General features: G+C 61.2%; 11 protein-coding genes and 3 rRNA genes. 9 read left to right on the plus strand and 5 right to left on the minus strand.

All coding sequences use genetic code 11. The features are described from left to right. The first annotated feature begins 138 nt into the window (after positions 1–138). From GUY30_RS02915 to GUY30_RS02930, 4 genes are all read left to right on the plus strand, one after another. A 16S ribosomal RNA gene (locus GUY30_RS02915) occupies positions 139–1,663 on the plus strand. Between the two features lie 411 nt (positions 1,664–2,074). Then, positions 2,075–5,197: ribosomal RNA gene (locus GUY30_RS02920) — 23S ribosomal RNA — on the plus strand. A gap of 180 nt (positions 5,198–5,377) precedes the next feature. After that, positions 5,378–5,496: ribosomal RNA gene (rrf, locus tag GUY30_RS02925) — 5S ribosomal RNA — on the plus strand. The 16S, 23S and 5S rRNA genes sit together here, the layout of an rRNA operon. 232 nt (positions 5,497–5,728) lie before the next feature. Continuing rightward, a protein-coding gene (locus GUY30_RS02930; protein ID WP_228281248.1) for an IS3 family transposase occupies positions 5,729–6,921 on the plus strand; the annotation gives its coding sequence in 2 pieces (ribosomal slippage) (positions 5,729–6,013 and positions 6,016–6,921; 1,191 coding nt in all). Between the two features lie 129 nt (positions 6,922–7,050). Here the strand turns inward: GUY30_RS02930 and GUY30_RS02935 are convergent. Then, positions 7,051–8,154: a DUF6882 domain-containing protein gene (locus tag GUY30_RS02935; RefSeq protein WP_167193951.1), complete on the minus strand. Its 1,104-nt coding sequence runs from the start codon at positions 8,152–8,154 to the stop codon at positions 7,051–7,053. A gap of 215 nt (positions 8,155–8,369) precedes the next feature. On the opposite strand from GUY30_RS02935, the gene GUY30_RS02940 reads away from it, so the two are divergent. The 5 genes from GUY30_RS02940 (at position 8,370) to GUY30_RS02960 (ending at position 16,352) form a co-directional block, all read left to right on the plus strand. Continuing rightward, the gene (locus GUY30_RS02940) at positions 8,370–10,103 is read left to right on the plus strand and encodes an ABC transporter ATP-binding protein (protein WP_167193953.1); all 1,734 of its coding nucleotides are present in this window, start codon (positions 8,370–8,372) and stop codon (positions 10,101–10,103) included. Between the two features lies 1 nt (position 10,104). After that, complete coding sequence (locus tag GUY30_RS02945) at positions 10,105–12,231, plus strand: ABC transporter ATP-binding protein (RefSeq protein WP_407645295.1); 2,127 nt, start codon at positions 10,105–10,107, stop codon at positions 12,229–12,231. A 402-nt stretch (positions 12,232–12,633) separates the two neighbouring features. Then, positions 12,634–14,307, plus strand: coding sequence for an LPXTG cell wall anchor domain-containing protein (locus tag GUY30_RS02950; protein ID WP_167193954.1), 1,674 nt, complete (start codon positions 12,634–12,636; stop codon positions 14,305–14,307). A gap of 264 nt (positions 14,308–14,571) precedes the next feature. After that, entirely contained in the window at positions 14,572–15,066 is a 495-nt protein-coding gene (locus GUY30_RS02955) for a peptidoglycan-binding domain-containing protein (RefSeq protein WP_167193956.1), read from the plus strand. Positions 15,067–15,569: 503 nt separating this feature from the next. Then, entirely contained in the window at positions 15,570–16,352 is a 783-nt protein-coding gene (locus GUY30_RS02960; RefSeq protein WP_167193958.1) for a hypothetical protein, read from the plus strand. Between the two features lie 126 nt (positions 16,353–16,478). Here GUY30_RS02960 and purQ read toward each other — a convergent pair whose 3' ends face one another. The 4 genes from purQ to GUY30_RS02980 all read right to left on the minus strand — a co-directional run bounded on the left by purQ (position 16,479) and on the right by GUY30_RS02980 (position 20,072). Further along, positions 16,479–17,216 (minus strand): phosphoribosylformylglycinamidine synthase subunit PurQ, encoded by a 738-nt coding sequence (gene purQ, locus GUY30_RS02965; protein WP_167193960.1) that lies wholly within the window; start codon positions 17,214–17,216, stop codon positions 16,479–16,481. Then, positions 17,213–17,470 (minus strand): phosphoribosylformylglycinamidine synthase subunit PurS, encoded by a 258-nt coding sequence (purS, locus tag GUY30_RS02970; protein ID WP_039208104.1) that lies wholly within the window; start codon positions 17,468–17,470, stop codon positions 17,213–17,215. Before purS ends, purQ begins: the two co-directional genes overlap by 4 nt. 185 nt (positions 17,471–17,655) lie before the next feature. Beyond that, a complete protein-coding gene (locus GUY30_RS02975; RefSeq protein WP_167193962.1) occupies positions 17,656–19,077 on the minus strand; it encodes an NAD(P)/FAD-dependent oxidoreductase in 1,422 nt (473 codons plus the stop codon). A 131-nt stretch (positions 19,078–19,208) separates the two neighbouring features. Then, complete coding sequence (locus GUY30_RS02980; RefSeq protein ID WP_167193964.1) at positions 19,209–20,072, minus strand: ABC transporter permease; 864 nt, start codon at positions 20,070–20,072, stop codon at positions 19,209–19,211. Between the last annotated feature and the right edge of the window lies 1 nt (position 20,073).

Here is a 20,073-nt window from a genome sequence, read left to right on the forward strand (position 1 = left end):
TCCTGGTGGGTGGTTCTTCGCCGAACCGCCAACCGTTTTGTGGGGTGAGTGTGTTTGGTCGGGATATTTTTTGATGAGCCGGTCTGTCACCCCGTGACGATCGGCTGTCTTGCTGGGATTCATTCGTAACATAATTTTTTTATGGAGAGTTTGATCCTGGCTCAGGACGAACGCTGGCTGCGTGCTTAACACATGCAAGTCGAACGCTGAAGCCCGAAGCTTGCTTCGGGTGGATGAGTGGCGAACGGGTGAGTAACACGTGAGTAACCTGCCCCTGATTTCGGGATAAGCCTGGGAAACCGGGTCTAATACCGGATACGACCACCTGACGCATGTTGGGTGGTGGAAAGTTTTTCGATCGGGGATGGGCTCGCGGCCTATCAGCTTGTTGGTGGGGTAATGGCCCACCAAGGCGACGACGGGTAGCCGGCCTGAGAGGGCGACCGGCCACACTGGGACTGAGACACGGCCCAGACTCCTACGGGAGGCAGCAGTGGGGAATATTGCACAATGGGGGAAACCCTGATGCAGCGACGCAGCGTGCGGGATGACGGCCTTCGGGTTGTAAACCGCTTTCAGCAGGGAAGAAGCGAAAGTGACGGTACCTGCAGAAGAAGTACCGGCTAACTACGTGCCAGCAGCCGCGGTAATACGTAGGGTACGAGCGTTGTCCGGAATTATTGGGCGTAAAGAGCTCGTAGGTGGTTGGTCACGTCTGCTGTGGAAACGCAACGCTTAACGTTGCGCGTGCAGTGGGTACGGGCTGACTAGAGTGCAGTAGGGGAGTCTGGAATTCCTGGTGTAGCGGTGAAATGCGCAGATATCAGGAGGAACACCGGTGGCGAAGGCGGGACTCTGGGCTGTAACTGACACTGAGGAGCGAAAGCATGGGGAGCGAACAGGATTAGATACCCTGGTAGTCCATGCCGTAAACGTTGGGCACTAGGTGTGGGGGACATTCCACGTTCTCCGCGCCGTAGCTAACGCATTAAGTGCCCCGCCTGGGGAGTACGGTCGCAAGGCTAAAACTCAAAGGAATTGACGGGGGCCCGCACAAGCGGCGGAGCATGCGGATTAATTCGATGCAACGCGAAGAACCTTACCAAGGCTTGACATACACTGGACCGTTCTGGAAACAGTTCTTCTCTTTGGAGCTGGTGTACAGGTGGTGCATGGTTGTCGTCAGCTCGTGTCGTGAGATGTTGGGTTAAGTCCCGCAACGAGCGCAACCCTCGTTCTATGTTGCCAGCACGTGATGGTGGGAACTCATAGGAGACTGCCGGGGTCAACTCGGAGGAAGGTGGGGATGACGTCAAATCATCATGCCCTTTATGTCTTGGGCTTCACGCATGCTACAATGGCTGGTACAGAGAGAGGCGAACCCGTGAGGGTGAGCGAATCCCTTAAAGCCAGTCTCAGTTCGGATCGTAGTCTGCAATTCGACTACGTGAAGTCGGAGTCGCTAGTAATCGCAGATCAGCAACGCTGCGGTGAATACGTTCCCGGGCCTTGTACACACCGCCCGTCAAGTCACGAAAGTCGGTAACACCCGAAGCCGGTGTCCCAACCCTTGTGGAGGGGGCCGTCTAAGGTGGGACTGGTGATTGGGACTAAGTCGTAACAAGGTAGCCGTACCGGAAGGTGCGGCTGGATCACCTCCTTTCTAAGGAGCACACATAAGAACCCCAGCGAACCAACCGCACGTGTTGGTGTTGGGAGCTCAAGGGTGGAACATCACAACTTCTGCTCATACCTTCCAGCGTTGTCCGGTGACTGCCGTGTCGATGTTGATTGTTGTATGGGCTAGAACGAACACGTTATTGGGTCCTGGAATCACAAACCCCAACCGATTGGTTGGGTGTGGTTTCAACCAACAGGACCAACCCCGGTACCGACTGGCAGCTGTGTGTTGTCTGGTGGTGGTGGGTGTTTGGTAGTGGTTTGAGAATCGTATAGTGGACGCGAGCATCAAATAACACGAAAGTGTTGTTTATGTAATGTGATTTTTCTTGTCATCATCTAGTTAGGTGAATGAAACAATTTTTCGCGCACATGAACCAATCCTAGTGGGGTTGGGTGAGTGTGTAAGAGCGCATGGTGGATGCCTTGGCATCAGGAGCCGATGAAGGACGTGGAAATCTGCGATAAGCCTCGGGGAGCCGATAAACAGGCGTTGATCCGAGGGTGTCCGAATGGGGAAACCCCGCCACTCGTGAGGGTGGTGACCCGTGTCTGAATATATAGGGCATGTGGGGGGAACGCGGGGAAGTGAAACATCTCAGTACCCGCAGGAAGAGAAAATAACAATGATTCCGGGAGTAGTGGCGAGCGAAACTGGATGAGCCTAAACCGTGTGCGTGTCAAGCGTGCTGGTGTTGCGTACACGGTGTTGTGGGGTGTACATGGTCCGGTCCAGCATGGCCGGTCTGTGACGAGTGTTGGTGTAGTCGAACCTGGTGGGAAACAGGACCGGAGTGGGTGAGAGTCCCGTAGGCGAAACGTCAGCCAGTTGCAGTGTGTGCGTTGCCCGAGTAGCACGGAACTCGTGGAATTTCGTGTGAATCTGCCAGGACCACCTGGTAAGGCTAAATACTTCCTGATGACCGATAGCGGATTTAGTACCGTGAGGGAATGGTGAAAAGTACCCCGGGAGGGGAGTGAAAGAGTACCTGAAACCATGTGCTTACAATCCGTCAGAGCAGTATCTAGATGACTGTGATGGCGTGCCTTTTGAAGAATGAGCCTGCGAGTTAGCGGTGCGTGGCGAGGTTAACCCGTGTGGGGTAGCCGTAGCGAAAGCGAGTCCGAATAGGGCGTACCTAGTCGCGTGTCCTAGACCCGAAGCGGAGTGATCTAGCCATGGGCAGGGTGAAGCGTGTGTAAGAGCGCGTGGAGGCCCGCACCCACTTCAGTTGAAAATGGAGGGGATGACCTGTGGTTAGGGGTGAAAGGCCAATCAAACTCTGTGATAGCTGGTTCTCCCCGAAATGCATTTAGGTGCAGCGTTGCGTGGTTCTTGCTGGAGGTAGAGCTACTGGATGGCTGATGGGCCCTACCGGGTTACTGACGTCAACTAAACTCCGAATGCCAGTCAAGGTTCAGCGTGGCAGTGAGACAGTGGGGGATAAGCTTCATTGTCGAGAGGGAAACAGCCCAGACCATCAACTAAGGCCCCTAAGCGTGTGCTCAGTGGGAAAGGATGTTCAGTTGCGAAGACAACCAGGAGGTTGGCTTAGAAGCAGCCACCCTTGAAAGAGTGCGTAATAGCTCACTGGTCAAGTGATTGAGCGCCGATAATGTAGCGGGGCTAAGTACACCGCCGAAGTTGTGGCAGCACCACAAACAACCGTAATGGTGTGGTGTTGGGTAGGGGAGCGTCGAGTCGCTGGTGAAGTCATCGTGTGAACGAGTGGTGGAAGCGATTCGAGTGAGAATGCAGGCATGAGTAGCGAAAGACGGGTGAGAAACCCGTCCACCGGATGACCAAGGGTTCCAGGGCTAGGCTAATCCGCCCTGGGTAAGTCGGGACCTAAGGCGAGGCCGACAGGCGTAGTCGATGGACAACCAGTTGATATTCTGGTACCGACACACAACCGACAGTACCAAAACACACGATACTAACCCTGTGATGACCCCGTGGTGCCTGCGGGTACCTGGTTGGGTTTGAGTGGGGGACCTGAGTGTGGAGTCGGTAAGCGTGAGGTGTGACGCAGAAAGGTAGCCAGGCCGTGCGATGGTAGTCACGGTCTAAGGTTGTAGCACGTGGGGGTAGGTAAATCCGTCCCCACATTTGGTGTGAGAGCTGATGGGCGCCCCACGTTGGTGGGGTGATCTGGTGATCCTCTGCTGCCGAGAAAAGCATCGACGTGAGGGTGTGTGTTGCCCGTACCCTATAACCGACACAGGTGGTCGAGTAGAGAATACTAAGGTGATCGAGAGAATCGTGGTTAAGGAACTCGGCAAAATGCCCCCGTAACTTCGGGAGAAGGGGGACCATCCCGGTGAACCCACCATGCGTGGGGATGTGCTGGTGGTGGTCGCAGAGGCCAGAGAGAAGCGACTGTTTATTAAAAACACAGGTCCGTGCGAAGATGTAAGTCGATGTATACGGACTGACGCCTGCCCGGTGCTGGAAGGTTAAGAGGACCTGTTAACCCACTTTGTGGGTGAAGCGGAGAATTTAAGCCCCAGTAAACGGCGGTGGTAACTATAACCATCCTAAGGTAGCGAAATTCCTTGTCGGGTAAGTTCCGACCTGCACGAATGGCGTAACGACTTCTCTGCTGTCTCAACCACGAACTCGGCGAAATTGCATTACGAGTAAAGATGCTCGTTACGCGCAGCAGGACGGAAAGACCCCGAGACCTTCACTATAGTTTGGTATTGGGATTCGGTGTGGTTTGTGTAGGATAGGTGGAAGACTGGGAAGCCTCGACGCTAGTTGGGGTGGAGTCGATCGGTGAAATACCACTCTGACCATAGTGGATTCCTTAACTTCGGACCCTGATCGGGTTCAGGGACAGTGCCTGATGGGTAGTTTAACTGGGGCGGTTGCCTCCTAAAGAGTAACGGAGGCGCCCAAAGGTTCCCTCAGCCTGGTTGGCAATCAGGTGTCGAGTGTAAGTGCACAAGGGAGCTTGACTGTGAGACGGACGTGTCGAGCAGGAGCGAAAGCTGGGACTAGTGACCCGGCCATGGCTTGTGGAAGCGTGGTCGCTCAACGGATAAAAGGTACCTCGGGGATAACAGGCTGATCTTGCCCAAGAGTCCATATCGACGGCATGGTTTGGCACCTCGATGTCGGCTCGTCGCATCCTGGGGCTGGAGTCGGTCCCAAGGGTTGGGCTGTTCGCCCATTAAAGCGGTACGCGAGCTGGGTTTAGAACGTCGTGAGACAGTTCGGTCCCTATCCGCTGCGTGCGTAGGAAATTTGTGGAGGTCTGTCCTTAGTACGAGAGGACCGGGACGGACGAACCTCTGGTGTGCCAGTTGTTCCGCCAGGAGCATGGCTGGTTGGCTACGTTCGGGATGGATAACCGCTGAAAGCATCTAAGCGGGAAGCCGGCTCCGAGATGAGATTTCCAACTGACTTTGAGTCAGGGGAGGTGTCCTATAGATGATGGGGTTGATAGGCCGGGTATGGAAGCACTGTGAGGTGTGGAGTTGACTGGTACTAATACACCGATCACTCATCAACTCTTTTCATGGGGTTGGTGTGTGCGAGAAAGTGTTTTGCTCGCTGGCTAGGTTTTTAGTGATGGCTTGATTGTTCGCCCTGATGGGGTGGGCATGTTGCATGTTTGGTGTTCGCGTTCGCTGTGCGGTTCTTGGACCATTACCACCCAAACGTTGTTTGGGTGTGGTGGTTTGTTGGTTTTGCGGTGGTGATAGTGGTGGGGAAACGCCCGGTTAACCGTTCCGATCCCGGTAGCTAAGCCCATTCGCGCTGATGGTACTGCAACTTGGTGGTTGTGGGAGAGTAAGTGACTGCCGCAATATTTTTTTGGGGTGATGGCCTCGTTCGATCCTGTTGGGTTGGGCGGGGCCATCACTGTATTCACCGGTTATTGCTACCTGGCGGGGGTGTTGCTACCTGGCGCGGGGTTGCTGCGCCCCCGCCACGTAGCAAACAGGGAGAACGGTGGGCCCTGAGACGCCCGGGACTGATGCAGGGTTTGGGGACATCTGATCTGGCTTGTTCACAGGCAAGCCTGGAAGGATTGACACCATGCCACAGCCCTATCCGAAAGAGTTCCGCGACGACGTCGTCCGCGTCGCCTTGAACCGCGACGAGAAGACCACGATCGCCCAGATCGCCAAGGACTTCGGCGTCCACGAAGGCACCATCGCGAAATGGCTCCGCCAAGCAGACATCGATGCCGGCAACAAGCCCGGAAACACCACGGACGAGTCCGCCGAGCTGCGCGAGCTGCGACGTCGAACCCGTCTGCTCGAACAGGAGAACGAGGTCCTGCGCAGGGCTGCCGCCTACCTGTCGCAGGCGAATCTGCCGTCAAAAGGCTCTACCCGCTCGTGAGAGAGCTCGCCGCCGACGGGATCCCCGTGGCGGTGTCGTGCCGGGTTCTCAAGCTCTCCCGCCAGCCCTACTACCGATGGCTGGCGGCCCCTGTCCCCGAAGCCGAGGTGAATGAGGCGTATCGGGCCAACGCCCTCTTCGACGCCCACCGAGACGACCCCGAGTTCGGGTACCGGTATCTTGCCGACGAAGCTGAGATCGCCGGCGAGCCCATGGCGGTACGCACCGCATGGCGGCTGTGCTCGGATAACGCCTGGTTCTCGGTCTTCGGCAAGGCCCGGGCCAAGAATGGGAAGAAGCCCGGCCCACCTGTTCACGACGACTTGTGTGTCGTTACCGACGCCGATGGGCGCACCCGCCACGAGTTCCGGGCCGATGGACCGAATCAGCTGTGGCTAACCGATATCACTGAGCATCGCACCGATGAGGGCAAGCTGTACATGTGCGCGATCAAGGATATCTACTCCTCGCGGATCGTCGGCTACTCCATCGGGGCCCGAATGAAGGCGCGCTTGGCCGTTGATGCCCTCGAGATGGCTGTGGCCCGTCGCGGTGGTGACGTGGCCGGATGCGTGGTCCATAGCGATCGCGGCAGCCAATTCCGGTCGAAGAAATTCACCCGCGCATTGGCCCGCCACGGCATCGTCGGGTCAATGGGCCGCGTCGGCGCGGCTGGCGATAATGCGGCTATGGAGAGCTTCTTCGCTCTGTTGCAGAGGAATGTCCTCGACCGTCGCCGGTGGGCGAGCCGAGAGCAGTTGAGGCTCGCGATCGTGACGTGGATTGAGCGGACGTATCACCGACGTCGGCGGCAAGCTCGGTTGGGTCGTTTGACACCTGTTGAGTACGAAACAATTATTGAGTCACCTGCAGTCGCAGCGTGACACCCCGATTGTCACCTCTCTCTGCACCAGTCCCCCCCCTGAACCGTTGAATGCCGATGAATCGTTTGGGGCCCCGCCAGCAGGCGGGGCCCCAAACGTTCGGTACGGGCCAGGCGGCTCAGCGGCGCGTCAGCGACCGAACAGCTTCGAGAACAGCCCCTTCTTCTTAGGCTTGGCCTCCTCGGCAGGCTCTTCCTCGGCCGGAGTCGCTGCTTCAGCGGGCTGAACTGATTCGTCAGCGCGCGGCTGCTCGTTTTCCGGCTGTTTCTGCTCGTGTGAAGCGTCTGCAGCCTCTGCCGCAGGTTCGTCTGGCTTGGGCTCGGCAACCGGGATCGCCTCTGCTGCGGGTTCTTCGACCGGCTGAGGTTCTGTCCGGGACGGTTCGTCGGTCGGAGTCGGCGCGGGGGCCGAAGGCGTCGGCACAGCAGGTGCGGCAGTTTCCTCCGCGGCAGGGGCGGAAGCCGAACCAGACGTACGGGAGGCGGTGGCCGCCTCGGCGGGGGTACCTGTGGACTCCGCGGCGGCAGCGAACTGCTCGGCGGCTTCGCCCTCGAGCGGCGCATTGAGGTCGCAGTTGGAGATGCGACGCTGATCGTCGAAGGACAGATCTGCGGACCCGTCGGCGAACAGCATCCGCAGGCCGCCCTCCGGCAATTCTGCCGTCGGAATGCCTCGCTTGGCGACGTACGACTCGATCGCCGCTCGGTGATCGGTCACCGTCGTCTGCGTCAGCCCCTGCATGAGTGCACGCACCGAGACCTTGACCTGCGGGGCGGGTAGCGCGATCTCGGCAGCATCGACGAGCAACCAGACCGTTGTGCCGGCGCCGGCCGCGGCAGGGTAGTGGGCCCACTTGTGCGTGGCCTCTTTAGCCGCCAGAGTCAGACGCAGAGCGAGCTCCTCGTCGAGGGAGAGCTCAGGGGTCGTGAGCTCGCTGACCTCCTCAGCGGCACCGAACTTGCGCACCTCGTGGGAGAGTCCGACGATGGCATCCGGGAAGTCATTGACGTTCTCCCAGCCCCACAGCCACGTCTTCTCCCGGTCGGACTCCGAACCGAGCAGATGCGGTCGGGTGCGCAGGACGGCACCGTCAGCTGGTGTGAACGTCAGATGCGGGTCGGAGCTGAAGTCGACTTCCCACTCCGCGTCGGCGATGAGCGCACCGAAATGCGTCTGCACCTCCGTCGAATAGAAGACGGCGCGATTGACCAGGTCCTGCAGAGTTGAGCTCATGGTTTCAAGCGTATGCGGGAGCGCCCGAGAATCGAGGAGGCACGCGGTGCGAGGCCCGTGTCAGTGCCTCATGGTGAAGTAGAGGTCTGAGTTTGAAGGCACGATCTGCCGCCCGATCGTCTATCTCTGAGCGGAGAATCCATGTAAGATTGCCTGTTGCGCTTCGCAACTCTCACGACTCCAATGTCAGCCACTCTTCACTCAGGACGTTCAACGTGGCATTACTCCGCCTGTCCCTGAAATACGCCAAAAACTATTGGCCGTTCATCATTCTGGTCGTCATCCTGCAGCTGGCTTCGACCATCGCAGCGCTGTACCTGCCCAGCCTCAACGCTCGGATCATCGACGAAGGTGTGGCCAAGGGAGACACCGATTTCATCTGGTCGACGGGCATGACGATGCTGCTCGTCTGCCTCGTGCAGGTCATCACCGCGATCACCGCGATCTACTTCGGCGCCCGCACGGGAATGGGCGTCGGCCGCGACCTCCGCCGAGCCATCTACCGGCAGGTCGACGACCTGTCGATGCTCGAAGTCGGAAAGTTCGGATCCGCCACCCTCATCACCCGCAACACCAACGACGTCCAACAGGTGCAGATGCTGGTGCTCATGACCCTGAACTTCATGGTCTCGACCCCGATCATGTGCATCGGTGGCATCATCATGGCCCTGCGGGAAGACGCAGGGCTGTCTTGGCTGGTGTGGGTCTCCGTGCCGGTTCTCTTCATCGTCGTCGCCATCCTCGTCTGCCTCCTTATGCCGCTGTTCCGTCGCATGCAGGACCAGGTCGACGACATCAACGGTGTTCTGCGCGAGCAGATCACCGGCATCCGCGTGATCCGCGCCTTCGTCCGCGAACCGTTCGAAACCGACCGCTATGCCGATGCCAACCGTGCTCTGACCGAAACCTCGGTCAAGGTCGGCAACCTGTTCGTGCTCATGTTCCCCGCCATCATGATGATCCTCCACCTCGCGACTGCGGCCGTCCTGTGGTTCGGCGGTCACCGCGTCGACGCCGGACAGATGGAAGTGGGGTCGCTGACCGCGTTCCTGCAGTACCTGCTGCAGATCCTCGTGGCCGTGATGATGGGCGTCTTCATGATGATGATGATTCCGCGCGCCGTCGTCTGCGCCGAACGTATCGCAGAGGTCCTCGACACCCGCAGCACGATGAACATCCCGGCCGGCGTCATGGAGATGCCCAGCCGCGGGGAGCTCGAATTCCGCAAGGTCACCTTCGGATACCCCGGCGCCGAGGTGCCTGTCATCGAAGGGCTCAACTTCACTGCCCAGCCCGGAACGACCACCGCGATCATCGGATCGACGGGTTCCGGCAAGTCGACGATCGTCAACCTCATCCCCAGACTCATCGACCCGCAGGAAGGCGAGATCCTCATCGACGGAAACCCCGTCACCGAGTTCAACCGCCACCAGCTGGCCCAGCTCATCGGTCTGGTGCCGCAGAAGCCGTACCTGTTCTCCGGCACGATCGCCTCGAACCTGCGCTTCGGCAACGAGGACGCCACAGATGACGAGCTGTGGGAGGCGCTGCGCATCGCTCAGGCCGACGACTTCGTGACCGAGAAGGACAGCCAACTCGAGGAACGCGTCGCCCAGGGAGGCACGAACTACTCCGGTGGGCAGCGTCAGCGCCTCTGCATCGCCAGAGCCCTGACGGTGAAGCCGCAGATCTATGTCTTCGACGATTCGTTCTCCGCTCTCGACGTCGCCACCGACGCACGGCTGCGGGCGGCCCTCGACGAATCGACGGGGGATGCCACCGTCATCGTCGTCGCCCAACGCGTGTCGACGATCCGGGACGCCGATCAGATCATCGTGCTCGAGGCCGGGAAGATCGTCGGCCGCGGCACCCACGAGGAACTCGCCGAGGCGAACCCGACCTACCGCGAGATCATCGAATCCCAGCTGACCACGGAAGAGGTGAACTGACATGGCCAACGACACCTCGACCGAGACCGTGGTGGCAGCGGAAGACGAATACATCCCCAGCGGCGAAGAGCTGGAGATGAGCGGAGGCACACCTCCGCGCAAGGCCAAGCACTTCTGGCCCTCGGTCAAACGCCTGTTCGGGCTGATGGCCAGCGAGAAGAAGGGCATGATCGTCGTCGTCGCCCTCGTCGTCGGCTCCGTCGTCCTCACCGTGATCGCTCCCAAGGTCCTCGGCAAGGCGATGGACGTCGTCTACTCCGGAATCATCGGTGCGCAGCTGCCCGCGGGCGCGAACATCGACGACATCATCGCCGGGGCGCGCGCCGAAGGCCGTGACGACTTCGCCGACATGCTCGCCACCGCCGAGGTGGTGCCCGGGCAGGGAATCGACTTCACGGCGCTCGGTCAGATCATCATCGCCGTCCTGCTCATGTACCTCGTGGCCTCGATGCTCATGTGGGCGCAGGGTTACATCCTCAACGCCCTGGTCATGCGCGTCGTCTACCTACTGCGTGAGGACATCGAACGCAAGATCAACCGTCTGTCGCTGCGATACTTCGACACCCGGCAGCGCGGCGACGTGATGTCGCGAGTGACCAACGACGTCGACAACATCCAACAGGCCCTGCAGCAGGCGTTCTCCCAGCTCGTGCAGTCGGCGCTGACGATCATCGGCATCGGCGTGATGATGTTCATCGTGTCCTGGCAGCTCGCGCTGCTGGCTCTCATCGCTCTGCCGCTGTCGGCGATCATCGCCGGCGCCATCGGAACCCGGTCGCAGAAGCTGTTCAAGGCGCAGTGGAAGCACACCGGTGAGGTCAACGGGCACGTCGAAGAATCGTTCTCCGGCCTCGACATCGTCAGAGCCTTCGGCCGTGACGAGGTCATGCTCGAGGAGTTCGACCGTCGCAACGAATCCCTGTACAAGGCGTCGGCGGGAGCACAGTTCGTCTCCGGCATGATCATGCCCTCGATGCAGTTCGTGTCCTATCTCAGCTACGTCCTCATCGCCGTCGCCGGCGGCCTCAAGGTGGCGACGGGGCAGATGACGCTCGGCGATGCGACCGCGTTCATCCAGTACTCACGTGAGTTCTCGCAGCCGATCTCCGAGATGGCCGGTGTTGCGAATATGCTCCAGTCCGGTGTTGCCTCGGCGGAGCGGACCTTCGAGCTGCTCGACGCCGAGGAAGAGGATCCCGACGAGGTGCAGGAGGAGCTGCCCCCGCGCACCCCGGGGAAGGTCGAATTCTCCGAGGTGAGCTTCCGCTATGCTCCGGAGACGCCCCTCATCGAGAAGGTGTCCTTCACCGCCGAACCAGGACATACGGTGGCGATCGTCGGTCCGACCGGCGCGGGCAAGACCACCCTGGTCAACCTCGTGATGCGCTTCTACGAGATCACGGGCGGAACCATCTTCCTCGACGGCATCGACGCCCGCGACCTCAGCCGTGCCGACCTCCGCTCGCATGTCGGCATGGTGCTCCAGGACGCCTGGCTGTTCGAGGGCACGATCGCCGACAACATCCGCTACGGTCGGCTGGGTGCCACCGATGAGGAAGTCGTCGCGGCCGCCAAGGCGACGATGGTCGACCGGTTCGTGCGTCAGCTGCCCGACGGCTATGACACCGTCATCGATTCCGACGGCGGCAGCGTCTCGGCCGGTGAGCGACAGCTCATCACGATCGCCCGAGCCTTCCTCGCCGATCCTTCGCTGCTCATCCTCGATGAGGCGACCTCCTCGGTCGACACCCGCACCGAGGTGCTCGTGCAGCAGGCGATGGCAGCACTGCGGACCGATCGGACGTCGTTCGTCATCGCCCACCGGCTGTCGACGATCCGGGACGCTCACACCATCCTCGTGATGGAGGACGGCGCGATCGTCGAACACGGCAATCACGAGCAGCTGCTTGCGGCAGAAGGCGCCTACTTCCGGCTGTACATGTCGCAGTTCCGCGGGGAGGACGCCGAGGAGCAGTTCACTGCCGAGGTGCTTGCCGAGACCGATGCCGAGACTGGTCCGGCGGTCGACGAGACTGCCTTTTCCGGTAGTGACAGTCCCGACAGTCCGAACGCCGAAGGCGAAAGCGCTGAGACACCCGAAGAGGACGGTCCCTCTCGGCAGGTCTGACTGTTCCGTTCTGTCGCAGGGTCCCTGAGTTCGAGCTCGGGGACCCTGTAACGCATTCACTCCAGAAATCAGGTGGCGAACGAGAATCCGGCATAACGTTTTCTCGGCCGAAAATGCCGAATACGACCCAACTGTGACGTTTCTCTGACCGCTCTGCCGCTCGGACCCCGGGGCCTGAATCGAGGTGGTTGTGCAGGTGAGAGCTCAGCAGTTGGAGCGACCGAGAGGGGTGCCGGAATTGGGGTGCGCGAAGAGTATTGCGAAGTGATAAACATTCGGCAAAACGCCTCTATCACTTCTGTCATGACCTAAATGAACTAAAGTCGTGCGCGCCCTATTGCCTGCGTATGGTCCTAGCCACAACTGAAAACGGCAACCGGCCAGAACTCTGGAAGGACCATCATGAAACGGTTGGCAATGGCGGCAACATTCGCCCTGGCTCTCTCCATCGGAGGAGTGAGCCCGGCGCTGGCCGACGTCAACTCAGCAGCCGACGCGACAGTCGTGCAGGCGGCAGGAAACGGTGACGCAGAAACCCCGGGAACGGAAGACCCGCCCACAGGCCCCGGTGACGACGCGGATCCGGGAGACGACGGTACACCCACCGAGCCCGGAGACGGGGAGGAATCGACCGATCCGGGAGGCGACGAGAACGCAGCCGATCCGGATGAAAGTACGGACGAACCGACCGAGGACTCAGCTCCGATCGATGCTTCGTTCTCCCTCGACCAGTCGACGATGCCGGTCGACGAGGCGGCAGAAGCGATCCCCTACACGATCACCGGCCTCAAAGCAGGAGACACCGTGACCGCTGGCCCCGGCGAAAACGGTTCCATCACCGTGGACAGCGACGGTACGTTCAACGGAGAGCTCCGCGGCAATACCGAGATCAAGGTCGGCGATGTCCTCGATGTCACCGTGACCGTCGCCCGCGACGGTCAGGAGTCGAAGACATTCACCGGCAGCGTGGAGATCACCGAAAATCAGGACGATGCGGATGCGTCCGTCAGTGTCGATCCGCAGAGCCAGGGGATCGATTCGTACCTCGACAACGGCGTCGACATCGCCGTGAGCAACTGCGAACCGGGCGAAGAGGTGACAGTCACCATCGTCGGCAAGGGCGAGGATACGAATATCTGGGAAGAGACGAAGACCGCCGGCGATGACGGTTCGGTCTCCACGTCCTTCATGCCCGGCACCGGTGGCGATGGATGGATCGGTGACTTCGTGGTCAGCGCGGAGTGCGGTGACACGAGCGCGGAGACGACGTATTCGGTCACTGAGAATGACGACGGAACCGATGCGGAACTCAGCGTCACTCCACAGAGCCAGAAGCTGGCTGACTTCCTCGAGAACGGAGTCAACATCACTCTCGTCAACTGCCACGTCGATTCCGAGGTGAAGTTCCAAGTGAGCTCCGCGAAGGACCCCGACACGGTGATCTGGGACGAGACTCAGGAAGCCGGTGAAGATGCGGCCGGATCCGTCCAGTTCCTCCCCGACGGTGACGGCGGCACGGGATGGGTCGGTGATTTCATCGTCGTGGCCTCCTGTGGTGACAAAAGTGCAGAGACCACGTTCTCGGTGACCGATGACGGCAGCGTCGTCGACCCGAAGCTCTCGATCAGCCCTGAGACGATCTCGGGGGAGGACTTCATCGACCGCGACAAGGGCGTGCAGTTGACGCTCACCGATTGTGCAGCGGACGCCGATGTCCATTTCGAGGTGTATTCCGGGGACAAGTCCGAGAAGCTCTACGAGCAGACGGCAACGGCTGATGAGGATGGTGCAGCCGGCATCCAGGTCTATGGTCTCGGCGACGACCCCGGATACTATGTTGGCAGCTATAAGGTGTTCGCCGATTGCATGGACGTCAGCAGATCGGGCGAATTCGTCGTCACCGGCGGTGAGCCCGGTGGCGGGGACGGAGGCGACTCCGGTGACGCCGGCGGTTCCGGAGGCGGCTCGTCGATGCCTCGCACCGGTGCTGAACTCACCGGTCTGGCTGCGGGCGCACTGCTCATCCTCGGCGGTGGAACAGCCATCGGCTTGGCCCGCCGCAAGAACAAGAGCTGACAGCGACCGGCGACCCCGTCGGGTTGGTGACTCCACCCGGCCCGGCGACGAGAAGCGGTCCTGGCGGAAGTGATCGGCCCCGGTTCCTCGACTTCGAGGAACCGGGGCCGATCCGTGCTGTCTTCCGGGGCAGCGCTGAGCCAGTTCGCGTGCACTCCCGGTGAGGCTCGTCCCAGCCTTGCCGGTGCAGAAACAACGGACTTAGCTTGGTCGTCGTGGAGGCAAGGTAGCTTCCATGATTCCCAAGGAAAGAGGAGCAGAGACATGTCCAATCCAGGACAGCCCGAAATCAAACAAGGCGACAAGGGCACTGCGGTCCTGCGGGCCCAGAGGGCGCTTCGGCGGACACCCGATCTCAGCGTCGATGTCGATGGTGACTTCGGGCCCGACACTGAAGCCGGCGTCAAACGATTTCAAGAGAGCGCCGGACTGACGGTCGATGGCATCGTCGGCAACGAGACCTGGGAGGCCCTGCCGAACGGCGGACCGATGCCTCTGCTGAAGTCCGGTGCGAAGGAAGACGTCGTCCGCGATCTGCAGGGGGTGCTCGCTGCCGGAGCGGACAGTGGCGACTGGCCGTCACCCGGCGAAGCCGATGGAGAATTCGGAGCCGACACTGAGAAGTCCGTCAAGGGGTTCCAGAAGTGGGGCGAGGTCGACGCCGACGGAATCGTCGGCGATAAGACCTGGGCTGTCCCGCTGCGTGCTGCGAACAGCACTCTCGAGACCGCTGTCGGACTCGACTGGGCCGAAGACTGAAACGCGTCCCGGTCACTGCAACCGCGGTCGATCCCCTGCTGCCCAACGCTGGAGCAGGGGATCGACCGCGGAAGTCACCGAATTCGTCGGTAACAATCTGGCCTGTCGAATTCGACCGAGTGATATCGACGTGATCGCAGTCTGATCGCAGTCTGATCGCGAAGTGTGAGTCCAGTTCTTCGAGCAGCGTCGTCGAGTCCTTCTATTTCAGCGCAGTCTCGTCAGGATGGTCCTGCTGACCTGGAACGACGGTGCTGCCTCGGCGAGAGAGCCGCTGCTTGCGGACCTCGACGCTGAACGGGAGATCACCGTTCGAATCAGCAGGTCACGTTGGCGTTGCGAAGGAGTGCGGAACGCTGTTTCGAAGTTGTCATGACCACAATGATCAGAACTCCACAGAATCGTTTCTTCCTGCCTAGGGTCGCACCACAACCGAATACGGCAGACCAACCCGGAAGCGTTCTCAGAACAGCACGGGCAAGGACGAAAGTAGGACGATCACAATGAAGAAGCTCGCACTCGCCGCAACCGTTGCCCTCGGCATCTCGGGGCTCGCAGCCGGCCCAGCGGTCGCTTCGAGTCTCGGCGGTGCGCCTTCGGGCCCAGCACCATCCGGCGAAAATCAGTCAAGCGAATCTGCGGCAGCAGAGGAGGAAGGCGCGGAGGAGGACCCCAAATCTCACGATGAAGATCTGGCGCTGAGGTACGCGACGATGACGCTGTATGAGGTCGCGCACGGCAAGGGCATCGAATACACCGTCGATGGGCTCAAAGCCGGGGACCTCGTCACAACGAGCCTCAACGACAAGAAGTCCGTGGTGAAGAAGGACGGGCCTTTCGACGGATCGGCAGTGGTCGCCGAGGAACCGGACGTCGCAACGGACATCCCCTTCACGGTCTATGTTGAACGCGACGGCGAAAGAGTGAGGGAGATGAACACCAGCGTCAACCTCATCACGGAGGGCGATCGAGGTGAATACGACGATGGCACTCTGTTGGTGCACCCGGAGTCGGAGACGAACGACACACGGCTCAGCGGAGACGGAGTCAATCTCACACTGGTCAACTGCTCGGCCGAAGATGAGGTCGTGTTCCGCGTGTTCAAGAAGAACACGGATGGTCAGACGAAGGTTTGGGAAAAGAGCCAACTCGCCGGAAAAGATGAGTCTGCATCGGTCCGGTACATAGCGGATTCAAGCAAGGACCTGTGGGGCAAGTACGTCATCACTGCAGAATGCGGCGACCTCGAGGACTCGGCACCACTGAGGGTGTACATCGACGAATAGTCGTCCGTGATCACTCCAACCGCCGAGGAGATACAGGCGACGCCAGATCCCGAAACCCAGCATCGTGGCTTGGGGTCGGGATCTGGCGTCTTTCGTCTGTCTGTGTCTCCGGGACAGCCGGTCGAATCAGCCCTGGGCGACGAGAGTGCGCACGGCCGAGGAGAAGAACCCCTGACCGTCGATTCCGCCGCCGGACTCAGGGCCGAAACCGGCCTCGACGGCGTGTTCGGGGTGCGGCATGAGACCGACGACGTTACCTGCTTCATTCGTGATTCCGGCGATGTCGCGCAGAGATCCGTTCGGGTTGAAGCCCTGGTAGCGGAAGACCACGCGTCCGGTGGACTCGAGTTCGTCGAGCACCTCGTCGGTGGCGACGAAGCCGCCCTCACCGTTCTTCAGCGGAATGCGGATCGTCTGACCCTGCTCGTAGTCGCTCGTCCACGCGGTGTTCGCGTTCTCCACGACCAGGTCCTGGTCACGGCAGATGAAATGCTGGTGATCGTTGCGGATGAGCGCACCGGGCAGCAGACGGGATTCGCAGAGGATCTGGAAGCCGTTGCAGATGCCGAGCACCGGCATACCGGCGTCCGCGGCAGCGACGACGGACTCCATGATCGGAGCGAATCCGGCGATCGCACCGCAGCGCAGGTAGTCACCATAGGAGAACCCGCCCGGCAGGATGACGGCGTCGACTCCGGACAGGGTCGAATCCGCGTGCCACAGGTTCACCGGGTTCGCCCCGGCCAGACGAACGGCACGAGCGGCGTCGCGGTCATCCAGCGTCCCGGGGAACGTGACGACTCCGACGGAGATACCGGACTCGGGCGTCGCCTCGGTGGTGGGATCAGCAGCGACAGTGGTCACGATGCGTCCTCGGCCACGCGGACTGCCACAACGTTTTCGATCACGGGGTTCGACAGAAGCTTCTCCGCGGCTTCGCGCGCCTGGGCGAGGACCTCCTCGGTGGCTTCGCCTTCGACCTCGAGTTCGAACCTCTTGCCCTGACGAACCTCACCGAACCCGGTGAACCCCAGACGGGTCAGTCCGCCGGAGATCGCCTTGCCCTGGGGGTCAAGGATCTCGGGTTTGGGCATCACCTCAACGACGACACGTGCCATGCGTGTACTGCTCCTTTGTGAAAGTGTTCGGGAGTTCCTCCCGCGCTCACCCAGAGTCTACCAACCACGGCCGGATTCCCCGCCCGCGGTCCGGTCGCCGGACGGGGCAGGGAGCCGTCCGACGCAACGGGAGAGAACCGGCCAGGAGGCGGCGGCACACGTGACCGTGGCGAACGTCCGAGCTCTCAGGAGTCGAAGCCCATGCCCACCGCATCGAGGACCTTGAGCAGAGGCCCGCGCCGGCCCTCGTTCTCATCGGCCTTGATGAGCGCATTCGTCGTCATCTTGATGCCCAGCCACGCCACGGGCTCGGGCGGGAACGGCAACGGCAGCTTCCGCACCATCTCGAGCTCGGTCAGCTCGGTGTCCTCACCGGAGAGCAGATCGAGCATGACCGTCCCGGCGAACCGCGAAGCTCCCACTCCGAGACCGGTGAAGCCGGCAGCCATGGCGACCTTCCGCCCATAAGCGGAGGTGAAGAACGAGAAGAAACGCGAGCAGGTGTCGATCGGCCCGCCCCATTTGTGGGTGAACTTCAGTCCGGCCAGCTGCGGGAACGTGGCGAAGAAATGTTCGGCGAGGGTTTCGAAGGTCTCGGGCCGCTGATCGTACTTCCACGACACCTGCCGCCCGAAGTGGTAGACGGCATCCCAGCCGCCGAAGAGGATCCGGTTGTCCGCGGTCAGCCGGTAGTAGTGGAAGCGATTCGCGCAGTCGCCGATGCCCTGGCGGCCCTCCCACCCGATCGCTGCCATCTGCTCGTCGCTCAGCGGCTCGGTCATCAGCGCGTAGTCGTAGACGGGGACGGTATGCAGACTCACCCGTCTCAGCAGCGACGGGAACACGTTCGTCGCCAACGCGACCCGCTTCGCCGTGATCGTGCTGCACGGGGCGGACGCACAGTCCTCGATCGTCTCCGCGATCACGCGGGTCTGCACCCGTACGGTCGTCTTCGCATCGCTGACATCGGTGACCTTCGTGCCCTCATAGACCTCGACTCCGAGTTCGCGGATGACCCGCAGCAGCTCCCAGCACAGCTTCGCCGGATGGACCAGAGCGACCTCGCGAGAATCCCAGAGCGCACCCTTGTACGTCGGCGACTTCACGATCCCCGCGAGCTTCTGCTGGTCGAGGAAGACGAAACCGGAATCCGGATCATGGGCCTCCCGCAGCTCGGCGACCTGGTAGTCCTCGGTGGCGACGTCGAGCTCGCCGGTGCGCTCGAACTCGACATCCATCCCGTACTTCGCGACAGCGGCTTCGATGGCATCGAGGTTCTCCCGACCCAACTGCGCGAGCCGATCGTTCTCCTCCGGCAGGTGCGCTTCCCCGTTGTCATAGCCGTGAGTGAGGCTGGCTGCGCAGAATCCGCCATTGCGCCCCGAGGCGGCCCACCCGATCGTGTTCGCCTCGACGAGCACGACACGACGATCCGGATCCCGCTCCTTGGCCTGCAACGCAGTCCACAGTCCCGTGAACCCGCCTCCCACGACGAGGAGGTCGGCCTCACGGTCGTCGGTCAGCGGCGGCAGCGGCTCCGGACGGAGCTCGGAGTCCAGCCAGTACGGGATGGTCGAGGCGTCGGCCAATGCGGCATTGACGTCCATGTCACTTCACTTTCTTTACGGTGCGGTCGGTGGGCACTCTGCGAGGCTGCAGGTGCGGGGTGGTGCGGAACGGCGTGCCGCCTCGGCGCCGGTGCGGGCGAACCTCGGACCCGCCTCGGTGATGGGATGCCTCAGGCGGCCATGGTCTTGATGATCTCGGTGGCGTTGCCGCCGGCCTTTCGCAGGACGAACCCGACGAAGCCGAGCGCTAAGAGGGTGAGCACGAACATCACCGTCGACATCGCCGCGACCTCGGGGCGCAGGGCCACGCGGACGGCGGAGAAGATGTAGACCGGCCACGGAGTGTAGCCCGGCTGTTGGACGAAGCTCGAGAGGATCGTGTTGTCGAGGCTGACGGTGAACGACATCAGCGCACCGGCGAGGATGCCGGGGGCTGCGATCGGCAGAGTGATGTCCTTGAACCGGTTCCACGGTGTCGCGCCGAGGTCCGCGGCGGCATCCTCGAGCTGGGTGTCCATGCCGGCGAGCCGGGCCCTGACGATGAACGTCACGATCGCCATGGAGAACATCGCATGCGAGATGATGAGCCTGACCAGGCCGTTGTTGAGCGGGGTGATGCCCCAGTCGACACCGACGGTGACGAACCACGGCAGGAATGAGATGCCGTCGACGATCTCGGGCGTGACCAGGGTCAGTCCGAGGATCGCGGTCAGTCCGAGCGCCCACCAGGCGCCCCTCGGTGCCCTGGCCAGTGCGACTCCGCCGAGGGTGCCGAAGATCGTGGAGACGATGGCTGTGCCCACGGCGGCCTGCAGGCTCGTGACGATCGAGGAGACGATGATGTCGTTGTTGATGCCGCTGATGTAGGCGTGCAGACCGAAGCCGCGGAAGTTCGCGAGCACCTTGCCGTTGTTGAACGAATAGGCGATGATCACCGCGATCGGCACGAACAGGTAGACGAAGACGAGGATGCCCCAGACGTGCAGAGCGATATCGGTCGGTGTCCGACGTGCGAACGTGTTCTTCTTCGGCACC

Source organism: Brevibacterium pigmentatum (genome assembly GCF_011617465.1).
GTDB lineage: Bacteria > Actinomycetota > Actinomycetes > Actinomycetales > Brevibacteriaceae > Brevibacterium > Brevibacterium pigmentatum.